Source organism: Virgibacillus halotolerans (assembly GCF_016908515.1).
Lineage (GTDB): Bacteria > Bacillota > Bacilli > Bacillales > Amphibacillaceae > Virgibacillus_M > Virgibacillus_M halotolerans.
The window spans coordinates 154,240-172,083 of the sequence record NZ_JAFBEA010000004.1; the positions used below are offsets into that span (position 1 = coordinate 154,240).

At 37.8% G+C, this 17,844-nt stretch carries 12 protein-coding genes; 5 read left to right on the top strand and 7 right to left on the bottom strand.

The genetic code is table 11. The annotated features are described in order from the left end of the window. Positions 1-15: 15 nt before the first annotated feature. On the top strand, positions 16-906 hold the full coding sequence (locus JOC34_RS11820; RefSeq protein ID WP_205136971.1) for an AraC family transcriptional regulator: 891 nt from the start codon (positions 16-18) through the stop codon (positions 904-906). A gap of 89 nt (positions 907-995) precedes the next feature. Here the strand turns inward: JOC34_RS11820 and lacZ are convergent, their stop codons facing one another. The 6 genes from lacZ to JOC34_RS11850 form a co-directional block, all read right to left on the bottom strand. Beyond that, positions 996-4,118, bottom strand: a complete 3,123-nt coding sequence (gene lacZ, locus JOC34_RS11825; protein ID WP_205136972.1) for a beta-galactosidase, LacZ type — start codon at positions 4,116-4,118, stop codon at positions 996-998. 537 nt (positions 4,119-4,655) lie between these two features. Beyond that, on the bottom strand, positions 4,656-5,480 hold the full coding sequence (locus JOC34_RS11830; RefSeq protein WP_205136974.1) for a carbohydrate ABC transporter permease: 825 nt from the start codon (positions 5,478-5,480) through the stop codon (positions 4,656-4,658). After that, positions 5,473-6,348 (bottom strand): carbohydrate ABC transporter permease, encoded by an 876-nt coding sequence (locus JOC34_RS11835; protein WP_205136975.1) that lies wholly within the window; start codon positions 6,346-6,348, stop codon positions 5,473-5,475. Before JOC34_RS11835 ends, JOC34_RS11830 begins: the two co-directional genes overlap by 8 nt. A gap of 45 nt (positions 6,349-6,393) precedes the next feature. Further along, positions 6,394-7,671, bottom strand: a complete 1,278-nt coding sequence (locus JOC34_RS11840) for an ABC transporter substrate-binding protein (RefSeq protein ID WP_205136976.1) — start codon at positions 7,669-7,671, stop codon at positions 6,394-6,396. A 143-nt stretch (positions 7,672-7,814) separates the two neighbouring features. Beyond that, complete coding sequence (locus JOC34_RS11845; protein WP_205136978.1) at positions 7,815-9,599, bottom strand: sensor histidine kinase; 1,785 nt, start codon at positions 9,597-9,599, stop codon at positions 7,815-7,817. Between the two features lie 7 nt (positions 9,600-9,606). Continuing rightward, a complete protein-coding gene (locus JOC34_RS11850; RefSeq protein ID WP_205136979.1) occupies positions 9,607-11,163 on the bottom strand; it encodes a response regulator transcription factor in 1,557 nt (518 codons plus the stop codon). Positions 11,164-11,451: 288 nt separating this feature from the next. Between JOC34_RS11850 and JOC34_RS11855 the strand changes: the two genes are divergently transcribed. From JOC34_RS11855 to JOC34_RS11870, 4 genes are read left to right on the top strand one after another with little or no spacing between them, the layout of a single operon-like run. Further along, complete coding sequence (locus tag JOC34_RS11855) at positions 11,452-12,633, top strand: galactokinase (RefSeq protein WP_205136980.1); 1,182 nt, start codon at positions 11,452-11,454, stop codon at positions 12,631-12,633. Next, on the top strand, positions 12,634-13,638 hold the full coding sequence (gene galE / locus JOC34_RS11860; RefSeq protein WP_205136981.1) for a UDP-glucose 4-epimerase GalE: 1,005 nt from the start codon (positions 12,634-12,636) through the stop codon (positions 13,636-13,638). After that, complete coding sequence (gene galT / locus JOC34_RS11865) at positions 13,635-15,125, top strand: UDP-glucose--hexose-1-phosphate uridylyltransferase (protein ID WP_205136983.1); 1,491 nt, start codon at positions 13,635-13,637, stop codon at positions 15,123-15,125. The genes galE and galT overlap by 4 nt, the downstream gene beginning before the upstream one ends. Further along, complete coding sequence (locus JOC34_RS11870; RefSeq protein ID WP_205136984.1) at positions 15,125-16,156, top strand: aldose epimerase family protein; 1,032 nt, start codon at positions 15,125-15,127, stop codon at positions 16,154-16,156. Before galT ends, JOC34_RS11870 begins: the two co-directional genes overlap by 1 nt. A gap of 392 nt (positions 16,157-16,548) precedes the next feature. Here JOC34_RS11870 and JOC34_RS11875 read toward each other — a convergent pair whose 3' ends face one another. Next, complete coding sequence (locus JOC34_RS11875) at positions 16,549-17,715, bottom strand: ROK family transcriptional regulator (protein WP_205136985.1); 1,167 nt, start codon at positions 17,713-17,715, stop codon at positions 16,549-16,551. Positions 17,716-17,844 lie beyond the last annotated feature (129 nt).

Sequence of the window (17,844 nt, forward strand, 5' to 3'; positions counted from 1 at the left end):
AAAGTAGGTAATATATTGCTAATCAATTATGATTATATAAAAGATGAATCATATGGATTTCGTTTCAAGGGAGGTCACCAACAACGTGTTGCAGGTCTTTACGTATTAGGAAAAGAAAAACAGAACAGTACCTCTTACAATTGGGATGGTTTAAACCGCAGCGAACAGGACATCGTTGTTTTTCAATATACCCTTAAGGGTGCTGGCAAAATTAGAATCGGACAACGTACACATGATTTACATCCTGGTGAAGCGTTCTTTATACACATTCCAAGTGATCACACGTATTATTTACCTGCCGAAAGTGATGGTTGGGAATTTATTTACATCACTTTGTTTGGCGATGAAGTTTATCGCTGCTATGAAACAATCACAAAAGAAATTGGGCATGTGTTTGAATTGGATGTCTATTCCCCACCAATTCAAACTATCCTCCATACATTGGAACAAGTAGCTCACCAACAATTGGATGATGCTTACAGCTCATCCGCTACTGCTTATGCGTTTTTAATGCAGTTGTATGCAGCTGTATTCCATACAGCCAAGGAAAAAGCATTACCGGCTGCTATTACGAAAGCCAGAGTTTTTATGGATAACAACTATGACAATCTTATTTCACTAGACGATATCGTTGCAGCATCAGGTCTTTCCAAGTATCATTTCACCAGATTATTTCATAAAGGAATGAATGCTACACCGATACAGTACTTAACGAAATTGAGAATAAATAAAGCGATGGAACTATTGAAAAATGAACAATTAACAGTGGAAGCTATTGCGTTAAAGGTGGGATTCTCTAACGGAAATTATTTCACAAAAGTTTTTCGTTCCTATCTTGGTGTCGCTCCTAGTACATATAGAAACAGTAAAATATTTAGCCCTGTTGATTATTTGATTAGTGATTAATCCACATGCACTTTTAGGTAAAAATACCACGAAGCAGACTTAACGCTTCGTGGTATCCTTATCAATACTTCTTTTAAAAGACGATACTACTATTTACGAAAGGGAACTAACTGAAAAGCATAATGGTATTCCTGGTCTGCATACAACGTAAACTCCTCATGCGTTTTCTGCCCCCAGCTATCATCACCACCAACGCCCATTTGCTTGCAATCTATACGTACTACGGTTTGATTGCTATCTGGAAGTTTGTAACCATGACTCGCTTCCTCAAGCTCAGATGGTGTATATGGCAGGGCACTCAATTCGACTGTAGGCTGACCAACTATTTTCAGTCCTTCCCCTGCTTTATTTGTTAAAGTTGCCCATCTTACAGCCGTTTTATTACCGCATTCCTGTGGTTTTAAATAAGGAACAAATTGATCTTTTACATTCCCGTTATAGATGCCAACTTTTGCTCCCTTTTCCCTATCTATATGATTTTCGTGCGGTCCTTTTCCATACCACGCTAGATTTTCGAATTGATCATCCATTGTAAACATCATACCAACTACTGGTATTTCTGGTAAATCTTCAGCAGGGATCAATCGATACTCCACAGTTATTGTACCTAATGGATTGATCGTATATCGAATCTCACAAATTGATTCATTACTCGTCGGCAACATATACTTTACAAAAACTACAATGCCTTCATCCGTGTTTTCAAAATGAAACTTCTCTAACATACGATTCTGTCCAGCTTCACGCCAAGTTGCACTTTGTTTATCGAGCTCACTGCCCCTATCATTATCTGTCATCGCTCTCCAATAATTGGGAGTCAGTGCACTTTTCAACATCTCTACACCTGCTGATCGATAGGATTTCAAATCCCCAGTTTCTTTGTTAAAAAGAATAAAAAAGTTGTCTCCGGTAACTTGTAATTCCTGTACATCATCTTGATGTTTCAGTTGTCTTGCCTCGATTTTATTACTTTCGCGTGAAGGATTTTGAAGCATAAACTGCTCAAACGCAATTTCATGACCTTCCTCTGCCCATCGTTTTGAATGTTTTAAATGCAAACTCACCGTTAGGATAAGCTCCCCCTTAGCAGCTGCTATATCAGAAGTCTTATATCCAAGTTGAACTGCTTCCGTTGATCCAGGTTTAATGTCTATCGTTTCCTTGCCTGTTAATAGACTTATTCCGTCTTCGGTAATATCCCACCTGCATTCATACTCACTTAAATTGGTAAATAAATTTTTGTTCCAAATGTTGATGATTCCTTTTTCAAGGTTATCGGACATAAATTCAACATTTTGATAGCATTTTTTCACTTCATAGATCTTGGGCGAAACCGCACCATCAGCAAAAATCAAACCATCACCAGAAAAGTTTCCATCATGTGGTGATTCACCAAAATCACCGCCATAAGCCAAAAACTCAATCCCGTCTTCTGTTTTCGTCAATAAAGCCTGATCGCGCCAGTCCCAAATAAACCCGCCTTGTAAGATCGGATATTTATCAAATAGCTCCGTATATTGATAAAGATTTCCATTTGAGTTACCCATCGCATGACTATATTCACAAATGATATATGGCTTTGCATTTTCATCAGCCCCGATCGCATATTGTTCAACCTCATGAGGAGGTATATACATCGTACTTTCAATATCTGACGCTTCTTCTGATGGTCTATAATGGAATACTCCCTCGTAATGTACCAATCGGGAAGGATCCTTTTCTTTAAAAAATTCATGCATTTTTAGAAAGTTGTCCCCTCCAAATGATTCGTTACCAAGCGACCAGATAATAATGGATGGATGGTTCTTATCACGTTGGAACATTGAATTACTACGATCTAATACATTCTCTGTCCATTCCGGTCTACTGCCTGGGACTGTATTTTCAAGCCCTTGTTGCGCATATGCCCAAGTCCCATGTGTTTCCAGGTTATTTTCATCAATAACGTATAATCCATATTCATCACATAGTTCATAAAACCTTGGATGATTTGGGTAATGAGATGTACGTACAGCGTTTACATTATGTTGCTTCATCAATTTAACATCATGTTCCATATCCTCGAAATCAATTGCTCTACCTTTAGACGCTGAAAATTCATGACGATTTACACCTTTAAATACGATACGTTCTCCATTGATCTTCATCAAGCCTTCCTGTATCTCGAACTTTCGAAATCCAACTTTACAACTTAGTGTTTCTACTACCCCACCATTTTCATCTAGTAAACTTATTACAAGTGTATATAAATTCGGATGTTCCGCACTCCATTTCTTTGGATTCTTGATGAACGCAGATCCCTTCACATCGGTAGTTTCTTTTTCGGAAACATCTAACGGTATAGTGATTGGGTTCTCCAATACTTTATCTTTATTTTCTTCATAAAGCATTGCCTCCAACCTCATTCCATTGCTTTCTTGTTTTAAATAATTCAGCACTTTTGCATCGACTCTTAATTCCGCGTCACCATATGTCTCATCAAGTTCTGTATTCACAAAAAAGTCCTGAATGTGGATGAGAGGGGTAGAATATAAATAAACATCCCGGAATATACCACTCATTCTCCAAAAATCCTGGTCCTCAAGCCAACTTGCGTCACTCCAACGATACACCTCAACAGCAAGTTTGTTTTCTCCATCTTTTAAATAAGGTGTTAAATCAAATTCAGCTGGTGTAAATGTATCCTCACTATAACCAACCAAATCACCATTCAGCCAAACATAAAATGCCGATTCAACTCCTTGAAAACTAATATACACTGGTTGTGACTTCCAATTCTCTGGTATTTGGAAATATCTTGTATACTGACCAACAGGGTTATATTTTGTTGGGGCAAAAGGAGCCTCGATATCTTCCGTATCTACCCATGGATAACGTGTATTTGTATATTGCGGATAATCATATCCTTCTAACTGCCAGTGGGCAGGTACTTTAATTTCCTCCCAGTTACTATTATCATAATCCATTTTATAAAAATCTAAATTTCTTTTCTCCGGATTTTCCGCGAACGAGAATTTCCAAGATCCATTTAAAGACTTTTGATAATCGGAAGCATCTCGTTTCCCCTTCAATGCTTCCTCCACGTCTTGATAAGGCATTGAAGTAGCATGTGCCTCAAGCCTGTTCAGCTGAAAAATCTCCGGATTATTATTCCACTCCGGATAGCCATTCTTTGGAGCATGATACTCATACTTTTTAAGTTGTTTAAACATCCATTATCCCTCTTTTTCTTTAATAATCTCTCTTTTTGTAAGCTTTATAGCTTTTTAATTTTCGTATTTGGTAGATCACCGCGATGTAACTTGTCCCCGCTACGGAAAATACACTACTCTAACCTGCTGTTTGGGAACAGTACTATATAGCTCACTCCCCCTATTATGATGGTTGGTTGTAGCGGTGGTCCGTTGACTCCTCTCACCCGGACTGGTAAAGCTATTACGAATGAAATATTTGTCATTTAATTCAGCTAAAACCCTGTTATTGGCAAACACTATTACCAGCAGCCCGTATACACGTAGACTCCTGGGGGAGCTAAGGCATCGGTGAGACCCCGCAGTGCGATAGCACAAGGAGGCTCATCAGCCGCCCCCGGAAAGCGAAGTGTATACGGGCTGCGGTCGACTAGGTATCTAATTTAATTATCTGCGCTACAAATCTAACATAGATAGGAGTTACGTCGCATTTTATAGACCTTGTGTCAAAATCAACATTCTTTTAGAAAAGATCGTCTCGATTAAATCAATAAAGACTTATTTAACAGAGCCCATCATGCCCTCTACAAAATGTTTTTGCATGAAGAAAAACACCAATGCCGTTGGTAATGTAGTGATAACAATAGCAGTCATGATAACACCATAGTCAGGAGAATACCCTGCTCCAAGATTCGAGATAAGCAATGGTATCGTTTGCTTATCTGGTGATTGCAATATTACCAAAGGCCACAAATAATTATTCCAGCTATTCATAAAAGTGATAATAGCTGCTGCAGCATACGTTGTTTTCATCGTAGGCATAAATATTCGAAAGAAGATCCCGAATTCTCCAAGTCCATCTATACGACCAGCCTCGATCATCTCTTTAGGAAACATCTTAGCACTTTGCCTAAAGAAAAAAATCAAGAAGGCTGTGGTTATAGTCGGTAAAAAAGCTGCTGCTAATGTGTCAATCCCAATAAAAGGCATAACTTGTGAAATACTTCCAAACATACGATATAAAGGAACCATTAATACCGCAAATGGAATCATCATAGATAACAGTAAAATGTTAAATATGATATCTTTCTTTTTACTTTTAAACATTTCAAAACCATAACCAGCTAATGATGCAATAAGTAGAGCAAGTACAGTTGTTACAAGCGCAATAATTCCCGAATTTACCATCGCAGGAACGATATCCACCGTCTGAAACAGATTTTTTATATTCTCTAAAAGCTGCGTTCCCGGCAACATACTTCCCCTTGTAACATCAATCGACTTATTCGTCATACTGATAAGCATCCATAAAAACGGGAAAATAGATATAATGGACGCAATCGTTAAGAAAACATAAGCAAATATCCTTTTAAACTTAGTCATTTTTATCACCTGCCACCCTGAATTGTAGCGCTGTAAATAGAATAATCAATATCACAATAACAAAGGAAACTGCTGTAGCATACCCGAAATCCGGAGTATATTTAAATGATAAGTTATAGATATACTGGGATATTGATGTTGTTGCGTTTCCCGGTCCTCCCCCAGTTATATTCATTATCTCGTCAAAAATTTGCAATGTACCAATTGTCGAAGTAATGGAGGTGAACAGGATAATTGGTTTTAGCATCGGTATTGTAATTCTCGTAAATACCTTAAATGCAGATGCTCCATCAATTCTCGCAGCTTCGTATATGGATTGATCCACATTTTGTAGAGCCGATAGGTAAAAAATCATGTTATACCCAGTCCAGCGCCATGTAATTGCAATGATGATCGTTACTTTCGCCCAAAACGGATCAGTCAACCATTCTATCGCTTCAGGAATAATAGAAAACTTAACTAGAAACTGATTGAGAACACCGTCAGTAGCGAATAGATATTTAAAAATAACGGAATATGCTACTAATGAAGTAATTACCGGTAAAAATATTGCTGTCCGAAAAAGCCCCTTGAATTTTAACTTTTTATCATTCAGTAATACGGACAAAAACAATCCCAACACAATCATGACAGGTACTTGTACGAGTAAATAAATAAAAGTATTGGTGATCGCTGTAATAAATGTAGGGTCATGAAATAAGCGTATATAATTATCGAAACCAACAAAACTTAAATTTGCACCAAGACCTGATTGAAAAGACAAAATTAAAGCCTGCGCCATTGGATAAAAATAAAACAACGTGATTACAACAGTAGCTATAGCAATAAAGAACCAACCCGTTGCGTTAATTTTCATTCTATTACTCATTTTTTCACTCCTTGCGCACCTTGAAATAGATATTATTTAACTAAATTATTTTAGTTGTGCATCAGCTTGTTGTTGCGCATCATTCATCACATCATCGATATCTTGTCCATCCAGATATTGTTGCATCTCAGCAATTAAAATATCTTCAATAGCATAAGTATGCATGCCGTAATTTACTCCGATGATGTCATCTACCCAGGTAGAAAAATCAGAAACAATCGCTTGGTCATTAAAGTACTCATCTTCTTTTTTGTACGCTTCGCCATCTGTTGCAGGAGTATAAGTACCAATTGCACCTACATCCGTAACAAGATCTTGGTAGAAGTCTTCATCAGACCCGAATGTACTTTCAAGGAATTCCGCTGCTTTTTCTTTCCCTGGTACATCTAACACATAGAGAGAACTGCCACCCAAGTTAGAAGCGTTGACTGCTTTAGGTACATCTAATTTAGGGATAGGCGCAACTGCCCAGTCTCCTGATTGGGACGCTTCCGCTTTAATGCTTGGTGTTATCCAATTCCCTTGCGCAACACTTACAACTTTCCCATCATTAAATCCTGCAAGCATTTGACTCCAATCAGAAGTAATAATCGCCAGATCTTCATCAAGTATCTCTTTATATACACGGAAAGCTTCTTTCAGCGCTTCATTTTCCGCAAGATTAGGCGTAACGCCATCATCTTCTAAATACCAGGATCCAGCAGTTTGGATCATCATACGTATGGTACCTAGATCATTCGGATCAAGCGTCATCATTGGTTTACCTATTTTCTTCTTTACATCCTTTCCGATCTCGATGAATTGGTCCCAGGTGATATTATTGAAATCATCCATCGTATATCCAGCCTCTTCGATGTAATCGGTTCGCAGATACAAACCAACCACTCCTGTGTCGAATGGTATCCCATAATGTTTTCCTTCAAAGCTTGTCGGTTCAATTTTATAATCTGAGAAGTCATCTATATTAAAGTGATCTGACAGATCATAAAAGGCATCCGGATATGCTTGTAAGAAGCTCTGGGCCCGATAATCCTCAATTAATACAATATTTGGCATGCCCTTCATTGTTCCTGAACTAAGACCGGTGTTTAGTTTTTGCACAATATCATCCTGTGCGTTTTCAATAATTTTCAGGTTAAATTCTTTGTCTTCTGCTGCGTAGGTTTCTTCACCAAGTTCAAGTGCTGCTATATTAAACTTCGGATCCCAAGCCCATGCAGTTATTTCATCATTGTCACCGCTTTCGGATGTTTCATCAGATCCTGATGAACAAGCTGAAAGCAATACAATACCAGCTAATAACAAAATAATTATTTTCTTCATGTCATTTCCCTCCCATTTATTGTAAGCGCTTGCCTATAATTAAAAGACTAACATAGAAAAAAACAAACCCGTTATAATAATTGTTATAACGAGTTTGTACTATTCTTATTTCTTAATATATATAATTATCTAAGATTGTCTTTTTATTGGGTTTTTGTAAAATTATTCGGTTTAATGATAGGCAATCTGATTTTCACAGTAGTTCCTTCACCTAAATGACTGGATAATTCAACCCCATAACCCTCTCCGTACAATAGCTTTATTCGCTCATTCACATTATGAATCCCTATCCCACTAAAGAGATGTCGATTCTTTTTGTTATGCTGTATGATCCGACGCTCATTCATTTCCATACCATCACCATTATCAACTATCTCACAAACTAAATCATCTTCCCTTTCTGCAATAAGTAAATGGATGTGCCCAGACTCCTTTTTATTAAAGGCATGAAAAAATGCATTCTCCATAAAAGGCTGGATAATGAGTTTAGGTAAACCGTGGTTCAAACATTCAGGGGCAATAAAATAGTTTACTTTTATTCGGTCGCCATAACGCCCTTGATTAATAAATACGTAATGCCTCATATTCTCTAATTCCTGTTCTACTGTTATAATTTCATTCGGATTACCAACCGTATTTTCTAATAAAGATACTAAGGCATAAATCGTATCAGCTGACTTTTCTTTGTTTCCCTGCTGAACCATGATATTGATAGATGTTAGCGTATTATATAAGAAATGCGGATTAATTTGTTGCTGTAGCGCAGATAACTCAGCTTCCCTTTGCTTCTTTTGTGTTTCTATCAATTGATTTACATAATCATGCAATTCATCAAGCATGTAATTAAAAGTAGTTGCTAATTGTTTCGTTTCGTCATTCCCATCCACAGTTACATATTGGTCAAAATCGTTTTTTGCCATGTTGGATATTTGTGATACCAGCAATTTTAATGACTTTGTTAATCTTCCTGTTATAAAAAATACAGCCACTACTGCTACTGATACAATAAGTAAACTAATCATAACAATTGATTTCGTATCAATTAGGTTGTTCATTACTAAATCTTTGTCAATCAAATTAACAAGGTAAAAGTCCATAATCGGAATATGTTGAGAGATAACTATTTTCTTTTTCCCAAAGACTTCGAGACTATTATAATTAGATTTATCCTCTTCTTTCTCCTTAGCATACTGAAGTAAGTCCATTTCTTTATGACCAATGAGGTCCTTCTGATTACTCGACGCAACCCGGCCAGACTGATCAATGATAACGACATCATTTCCTGCACTTGTATAACGATCATAAAACCTATTCAGTTCATTTTCCTGAATTGAAATATACAACAGACCATATATACTTTCCGTTTCCCGATCATACAATGGCTTTGATGCAATGATATGGCTCGTCTTCGTATCAAGATTCAAGGGATCATATTGAAACATTATTTTTTTGGGGTCCCTATACGTATTTTCAGTAATAGCACTTTCTTGCAGCAATTCTTTCGATATTGGCCAATTAACATAATTAGTTGAGAACGACCTTCCATTTTCCCCCACTAGAAACATGTTTATTCCAGGAATATCAATATTGGATGTAATTGATGTCATTTGTTCGTTAATATTGTAATATGCTTTGGCATCTGTCTTTGCATCAAAATCCTTTTCTGTTAAAAATGCTTTGATCTTATCACTTTGCTGTACTTCATGAAAGGACATACTAATAACATCAGTAAACGTTTCGAAATTTGTGTTTATTTGATTGATAATTTTGTTATTCGTGATGCTAAAAGTGTCTATAAACAATTTTTCTGATACACGAAATGTATTTAACGTAATTAAAACAGAAACAAGTACAATACTGACAACCATAACAATAAACATTTTTACAAATAAGCCGTTGTTTTTAAACCGATTTAATCCTTTTATCATCTTTTTCTTATTTCCTGCCCATTAAATTTCTTCGATAACTACTTGGAGACATGCCTGTTCTCTTTTTAAATACCTTACAAAAATAGCTATGGTCCGCATATCCTGTCATACCACTTATTTCTGAAATGGATATCTTATTTTCCCTCAGGTATTCTTTTGCCTTTTCAATCCTTACCCTATTTAGATATTCATTATATCCCTCCTGGTAATGTGTACTAAAATAGGAGGATAAGTAGGAAGGATTAAAATGAAAATGATTCGCTACTTCCTTTAATTTCAAAGGCTCCGAATAATGTTGATCAATATAATCGATTAACTTTTCGAAATTACTTCTTTTGTTGTCGTTCGCTTTTAACATTATAATTTCATTTATCTCATCTAAAAAGTTGTATAAACACGCTTCCGCTTCCTTGACATGGACCGAATCATTGATAGATGTAAAATAATCATATTTCTTTTTATCCAATTTTTCATTATCATAATTCAGATTTCCAAGTAAGACAGTAATGTTGAAAATAATATTTCCGAGAAAGGACTTATATTCATCTTCAGTTTTTGTAATATGCGATGATAAATAGGATACATGTCCTTTTAAATAATCGAAGGCATCATCAAAATCCTCATGTTTAAAGACTTCTATAAAACGATTTAAATTAAATGTTTCTTTCTCAGTTATAGAGGAAAAATCATCAAAGAACAAAACTGATTTATCCGGGAAATAAAAGCGATAACTTCTTAATTGCAGTAATTTATCTTGATAGTTTTGTTTGGTTTCACGAATGGAATCATATGGCTTATTTAAAGTAAGAAAAATCCCCGGAATTTTATCTGATAAGCACCTGGTGACTTGCTCGACCACATGCTTTATTCTCAACATTTCAGTTTTTTTAAAGTTCAGGAGGAAAACAGCTTCTTTTTCATTAAAAATAACAGGATGGAAGATCGTTTCATCAAAGTATAGTCCAAGTGTCTCATCAATGTCCTTCTTTACTTGCGTATAACTTGTTCGGCCTTTTTGCACAATGGCAATATCTAGTAAACAAAAGGTGTTTTCAGGAAAAGCTGTGTTTACAATCCTTTCATCGTAATCTACCTCATTTCCCCACATCATACGATCTAAAATAAAGGTAATAGCGTTTGTGTTGCCTTCCACTTCACTAGAAAAATGAAAGTTTGGAATATTATTCGCTGCCTTTTTCAGGGTCTTTAGAAGCGCTTCCCCTTCTAATTTAGGCTTTAATATATAGTCAGATACACCGTTTTGAAATGTAGATCGCACATAATCAAAATTGCTGAAACTACTTAGCACAATCACTTGAATTTCTGGATATTTTTCTCTAATAACTCCAGTCAACGCTTCTCCATCCATGATTGGCATGACGATATCAGTAATAACAATATGCGGGCGTGACTTCTCAATAAGTTGCAGTGCTTCATTACCGTTTGAAGCTTCCCCTACAATTTGAAAACCCGCTTGCTCCCAATTAATATAATGCTTGATTCCCTGTCTGATAAGTAATTCGTCATCAATAATTACAACCTCACAAAGTGCCTGTTTCAACATAAGTATTCTCCCTCCGCACTACATCTAAATAGACAATTTTATTTATACTATTTTTCTGATTTCATATATAACTTTACATAGAGATCGCTTTTTTGTATATAAAATACTATAAAAGGCGAACAATCGTTACTCAGATTCGCAATACCTTTTTTTAATTTATTCATTAATCCTTTGTTGAGTATTTCAATAAATTATAGTACACTAGACTTAATTAAATTAATTAATTAACTATCTTTTAAGCATAATCATGTAAGCGTTCCACAATAATCATAAACACAGGAGGTTCCTATGACAAATCCAAATTTAACAACTGTTTTCAAAGAAACATTCGACACAACCGAGACCCCCCATTTGTTTTTTGCCCCTGGGCGGATCAACCTTATTGGCGAACATACAGATTATAATGGTGGGCATGTCTTCCCTGCTTCCATTTCCTTTGGAACATATGCCGTTGCAACGAAAAGAACCGATCAAAAATTACGCTTTTATTCGATGAACTTTTCGGAGTCCGGGGTTATAACATGTGATCTTGCCGACCTAGCCTATAACGAAGCAGATAAATGGGCAAACTATCCGAAAGGAATGATTCAATATATACGGGGAGCCGGCCACAAGATAGATGCTGGCGCAGATATTTTATTTTATGGAGACATTCCAAATGGCGCTGGTCTCTCCTCTTCTGCTTCCATTGAGATGGTAACAGGTGTACTTTTAGAAAATCTATTTGACCTGGATATCAATCGGATTGACATGGTCCAACTCGGTCAGCAGGTAGAAAATAAATACATCGGTGTCAACAGTGGAATTATGGACCAGTTCGCAATAGGTATGGGGAAACAGGATCATGCAATACTATTAAACTGTCAGACACTGGACTATCATTATGCACCGGTCAAATTGGATAATCATGTTATTATGATTATCAATACGAACAAACAGCGCACACTGGCTGGATCAAAATATAACGAACGACGTCAGCAATGTGAGCAAGCGCTGGCAGACTTACAAACAGCGTTATCTATCCAAAGCCTCGGCGATTTATCAAAGGAACAATTTGACCAGCATAAACAGCTGATCAAAGGTGTTAGCAATCAAAAACGTGCAAAACATGCCATCTATGAAAATGCCCGAACCTTGGAAGCACTGGAAAAGTTACAACAAGGTGATCTGAAAGCATTTGGCAACTTAATGAATGAATCCCATCAATCTCTACAGCATGATTATGAAGTTACCGGCATGGAACTTGATACACTTGTCGCAGCTGCCTGGGATCAGCCTGGCGTTATCGGCGCCCGTATGACCGGAGCCGGATTTGGCGGTTGTGCGATTGCTATTGTTGAGAAAGAGCTTGTGGAAGATTTCAAGCAAAATGTGTACCGCATTTATACTGAAAAAGTTGGCTATGAGGCAACTTTTTATACAGCAATGATCGGTGACGGTGCGAAAGAGACGACAGAAGGAGTGTTATAAATGAGTGTATTGGTTTTAGGTGGAGCAGGATATATTGGCTCTCATGCGGTTTATCAATTAATCGATCAAGGGGAAAATGTTGTTGTGATTGATAGTTTAGAGACAGGACACAAACAAGCGGTCCATCCGAATGCCACATTTTATGAAGGAGACATCCGCAACATTGACTTTTTACGAGGCGTTTTTCAAAAAGAATCAATCGCGTCGGTCGTTCATTTTGCGGCAAATTCTCTTGTTGGTGAATCAATGGAAGACCCACTCAAATATTTTGATAACAATGTGTATGGTACACAAGTTTTACTTCGAGTGATGGTAGAGCACGATGTGAAAAGCATTGTATTCTCGTCTACAGCAGCAACTTACGGGGAACCTGAAGCTGTACCGATTACAGAAACCATGCCAACTAATCCAGCCAATGCGTATGGTGAAACGAAGCTGACCATGGAAAAACTGATGAAATGGACAGAACAAGCGCATGGTATCAAATATGTTTCTTTACGATATTTCAATGTTGCAGGTGCGAGAGAAACGGGAGAAATTGGCGAGGATCATCGACCGGAAACACACCTCGTTCCGATTATTTTACAGGCGGCACTTGGTCAGCGCTCCCATATTACTATTTTCGGAGAGGATTACGATACAGCAGATGGTACTTGTGTCCGTGACTATGTTCATGTAGAAGACTTGATCCAAGCACATCTTTTAGCCTTGGATTATTTAAATGGCGGTGGTAAAAGCGATATTTTCAACCTAGGTAGTAATCAAGGTTTTTCTGTCAAAGAAATGATTGATACCGCACGACAAGTTACCGGAAAAGAAATCCCTGTGATGCCAGGTGACAGACGAGCTGGTGATCCAAGTGTACTGATTGCAAGTTCGGAAAAGGCAAAAAACATATTGGGATGGCAACCTGCTCGTACCTCGATTACGAAGATCATGGAAGATGCATGGCATTGGCATGTTGCACGCCCAAATGGCTATGTAGAAGGAGCTGACAACAAATGATTTATCAGCATATTGCAGAACTGATTCAGCAAGCGACTGAAGCGGAATTGATTGAAGAACGAGATCATATTTACGCCCGGAACCAGGTGATGAACTTGTTAGCGCTGAAATCTTTTCCTGAGCAGGTCAATACTGTCACTGATGATACGATTCCCAACCTACTTGAAAAAATTGTTGCTTATGCAGTGAAAAACGATGTGATCGAGGATATCTTCGATGACAAAGAAATGCTTACAGCAAACATCATGAACTGCTTTGTTGCCCGCCCTTCTGTTGTAAATGATCTATTCAATAAGAAATATGAGCAATCACCGGAAGCAGCAACGGAATATTTTTATGAGTTAAGTAAAAACAGTAACTATATTCAGATGAACCGCATCCGGAAAAACATTCATTTTAAAGCGGACACGGCCTATGGAGAGCTGGACATCACGATTAATTTATCCAAGCCGGAAAAAGATCCCGAGCAAATCAAGCGAGAACGTGAAATAAAAGAAACAGTTGCGTATCCGAAATGTCTGCTTTGTGTCGAAAATGAAGGTTACGCGGGACGGACTGGTCATCCGCCTAGAGCTAATCACCGCATGATTCAGGTGCCATTGCTGAATGAAAATTGGTACTTACAATATTCGCCATATGTCTATTATAACGAACACAGTATCTTGCTCGCGGAAGAACACCGTGATATGAAGATTGATAAAGATGCATTTGAACGATTGCTGACTTTCACAGAAAAATTCCCGCATTATTTTATTGGATCGAATGCCGATTTACCAATCGTTGGGGGATCTATTTTAAGTCATGATCATTATCAAGCTGGACATTATGAATTTGCAATGACCCATGCAAAAGATGCTTTTACTTTTAAACTTGAAAAATTTGCAGCTGTTTCTGCTTCTGTTTTGAAATGGCCGCTATCTGTCATCCGTCTTCACGGTCTTAAAAAAGATCAATTGCTCCAGGCTGCAGATTATATTCTACAAACATGGAAGCAATATTCTAATGAAAATGCAAATATCCAAGCATTTTCTGGCGATACACCACACAACACAGTCACGCCAATTGCGCGCATGCGAGGCGGTATATATGAGCTTGATCTTGTGCTGCGTAATAATCGTACTTCAGAAGAACACCCGATGGGAATCTTTCATCCGCATGCTGATGTACATCACATTAAGAAAGAAAACATTGGACTCATTGAAGTGATGGGGCTGGCTGTTTTACCTGCTAGGTTGAAAGATGAGCTTGCAGGTATTAAACAATATTTACTTGGTAAGGCAAGTGAAGTAGCAGCATACCATCAGGAGTGGGCAGATCAGATAAAAGATGAATATGGAACACTGTCCGATGCCGTTAAAGTAGATGCTATTTTAGAAAAAGAATTAGGTAAAAAGTTCGCCCGTGTGCTTGAGGACGCAGGTGTATTTAAAGAAGAAGATGCATTCAAACGATTTATACAAACTTTAAATGGGCAGGTGGACGTTTGATGAATATAAACGAACAATCTATCTTGGGAAGATGGAAAGAATTTACATTAACTAATGATCATGGTATGTCTGTCAGTATGCTCGACTTTGGCGGTATCATTACAAAGATTTGCGTCCCCGATCGTGAAGGCAACGTAGAAAATGTGGTTTTGGGGTATAAAGACTATAAACATTACGAAGACAACCCTAACTTCTTTGGTGCACTGATTGGGCGCGTTGGTGGTAGAATTCAAGATGCTTCATTTGAAATCGACGGAATAAAGTACCCATTAGAAACAAATGATGGTGACAACCATCTCCACGGTGGATCCAGCGGATTTCATCATGTGATTTGGGATGCGCAATCCTTTCAAACAGATAACACAGTTGGTCTAATGCTCACGCATACGAGTCTTGATGGAGCAGGCGGCTATCCAGGAAATGTGGAGGTCGCGGTTACGTATACATTGAATAACGATAATGAATTAATCTTAGATTACGCGGCAAAAACTGATAAATCCACACCATTAACAATGACAAATCATAGCTATTTTAATTTAAGTGGTGATTTGAAAGATACGGTTCAGCATCACAATGTAACAATGAATAGCTCCTATTTTGTTGAGCTAGACCACGCACTCATTCCAACCGGTAGAAAATTAGATGTTTCGAATACAACATTCGACTTTCGTAATGGCCGTATGCTTCAGGATGGATTTGTAACAGACTCTGAACAACATCTAATTGCTGATCATGGCTATGACCATTACTTTATTTTCGATAATGAAGGAAAAGTTGTTGTGTATGAAGAGAATGCTGGTAGAAGGTTAACGGTCAGAACTGAACAACCTGGCATGGTAATGTATACAGCCAACGGTTTAGCTGATCGATTGGAATTAGCTGAAGGTTTATCCCGAAAACATCTGGGCGTCTGTTTCGAAACGCAGAGTTCTCCAGCATCATTACACAATGATGGATTCCCAAGTGTTATGTTAAAAGCTGAGGATACCTATAACAAGCGTACTATATTTTCTTTTGATGTGGAGAAATAAACATTATTATTTTATCAATATTTCCCGGGAAATGATGAAATTTCCCGATCTCAAAATTAGAAAAGCGTACTTGCTGACAATAAATGCAGCTTGTACGCTTTTTGTATTATAACGTATGTTCAAAAAGGAAGATTAAAAAGACCAACTACTTCTGAGTGCTGACACTAGCGCGTAGATAGTTCGAAGCAGCGAAGTTGAGTTTTTCGGAACGGACTTGAACAGGATGTACTGACTTCTACATTGTCCACACACAGGGATGAATTTAGTAGAAATTCCTTGGCCGTGAACACAGGAATGCTTCTCAGAATTCACCTCGCACGTAAGCAAACCATAACTTTCAGATATACGATGGATCACTTTTATCGTTTTTTTGAACAACCTCTTATATCAATCTATAACGGATCAAATAAATCTACCAATAATAAAGAAACAGCTCCCAATAATGTCGCATCGTCGCCAAGATTTGTTATCGCTACCTCTGTCCGCTTTGCTACTGGGGTTAAGACGCGTTGATCAATCGTTTGTTTGACAGCTGGGAGGATAAACTTCTTACTCTTTGTAACTCCCCCGCCTAAAACGATCTTCTCCGGATTAATGAGATGTATTAAATTCGTTAATCCAACACCGAGCATCTCACCTGTTTCTTGCAGGATTTTAATATATGCTTCATCGCCCGCAAGCGCATGTTGAAATACATCTTTTCCTGTCAGCATTTCAGTTGCTCCATTTATTTCTTTTCGAGCTCTTCCTGCGATAGCTTTTCCCGTTGCAAATGTCTGCAGGCAACCTCGATTACCACATTCGCAAACATCACCATGAATATCAATTGTCATATGCCCCAGTTCACCAGCTATATCCTGCGATCCATGATATAGCTTCCCTTTTATCACGACGCCCGCTCCAACACCACGACCAAGGTTGACCGCAACCATACTCTCCAACTCACCATGTCCACCAAACCATGATTCTCCCAATGCCATTGCCCTCGCATCATTTTCAACCTGAACAATCAAGTTAAATTCTGCTTCTAGCTCCATTTTAATCGGAATATTTGTTAGACCTAAGTTTGGAGCAATAAGTGAAATTCCTGCTTCAACCTCAACAACACCATGCATCGCCACACCAATCCCAATCAATTTATCCTTACTTACTGAGGAAGACCGCATTACCTGATGAATACTTTCTTTCATAATAGCAATAAATTGTTCATTGGTTATCGGCTTGTTAATTTTACTGGCGGTCCGTTCTATCACTTCACCAGATAAATCGGTTAATATACATGCCACACTTTCAGGACCGGCATCGACACCAATCACATAAAATGCAGTCTGATCGATTAGCAGCATCGTCGGTTTTCGCCCCCCTTGAGAAGCACCGAGTTCGCTCTCTCTTACAATCCCCTGCACAATCAGCTCTTTTACAATACTGCTGACTGTTGGTGGGGTCAATGTTGTTTCCTTGGCAATTTGTGCCCTGGAAATGGGTTCTGATGTACGAATTTTGTTTAAAATGATCGATTTATTAACCGATTTCATTTGTTGGAATGTGCCTCGTTGCATGGTATGTCCTCCGTTCGAGTGTTCTATAATACCTTTATTATAACATAGTTAATTAAGTTAATTTATATGGAATACGTATGGAGTGTGCCTACGATCCCAAGATTAGCGCAATATCTCGGATCGTAACCA

What these genes read in the sequence shown, in the direction of transcription:
- lacZ (WP_205136972.1), bottom strand. Translation starts at nt 4,118, where the DNA reads ATGTTTAAACAACTTAAAAAGTATGAGTATCATGCTCCAAAGAATGGC.
- JOC34_RS11830 (WP_205136974.1), bottom strand. Translation starts at nt 5,480, where the DNA reads ATGACTAAGTTTAAAAGGATATTTGCTTATGTTTTCTTAACGATTGCG.
- JOC34_RS11835 (WP_205136975.1), bottom strand. Translation starts at nt 6,348, where the DNA reads ATGAGTAATAGAATGAAAATTAACGCAACGGGTTGGTTCTTTATTGCT.
- JOC34_RS11840 (WP_205136976.1), bottom strand. Translation starts at nt 7,671, where the DNA reads ATGAAGAAAATAATTATTTTGTTATTAGCTGGTATTGTATTGCTTTCA.
- JOC34_RS11845 (WP_205136978.1), bottom strand. Translation starts at nt 9,599, where the DNA reads ATGATAAAAGGATTAAATCGGTTTAAAAACAACGGCTTATTTGTAAAA.
- JOC34_RS11850 (WP_205136979.1), bottom strand. Translation starts at nt 11,163, where the DNA reads ATGTTGAAACAGGCACTTTGTGAGGTTGTAATTATTGATGACGAATTA.
- JOC34_RS11855 (WP_205136980.1), top strand. Translation starts at nt 11,452, where the DNA reads ATGACAAATCCAAATTTAACAACTGTTTTCAAAGAAACATTCGACACA.
- galE (WP_205136981.1), top strand. Translation starts at nt 12,634, where the DNA reads ATGAGTGTATTGGTTTTAGGTGGAGCAGGATATATTGGCTCTCATGCG.
- galT (WP_205136983.1), top strand. Translation starts at nt 13,635, where the DNA reads ATGATTTATCAGCATATTGCAGAACTGATTCAGCAAGCGACTGAAGCG.
- JOC34_RS11870 (WP_205136984.1), top strand. Translation starts at nt 15,125, where the DNA reads ATGAATATAAACGAACAATCTATCTTGGGAAGATGGAAAGAATTTACA.
- JOC34_RS11875 (WP_205136985.1), bottom strand. Translation starts at nt 17,715, where the DNA reads ATGCAACGAGGCACATTCCAACAAATGAAATCGGTTAATAAATCGATC.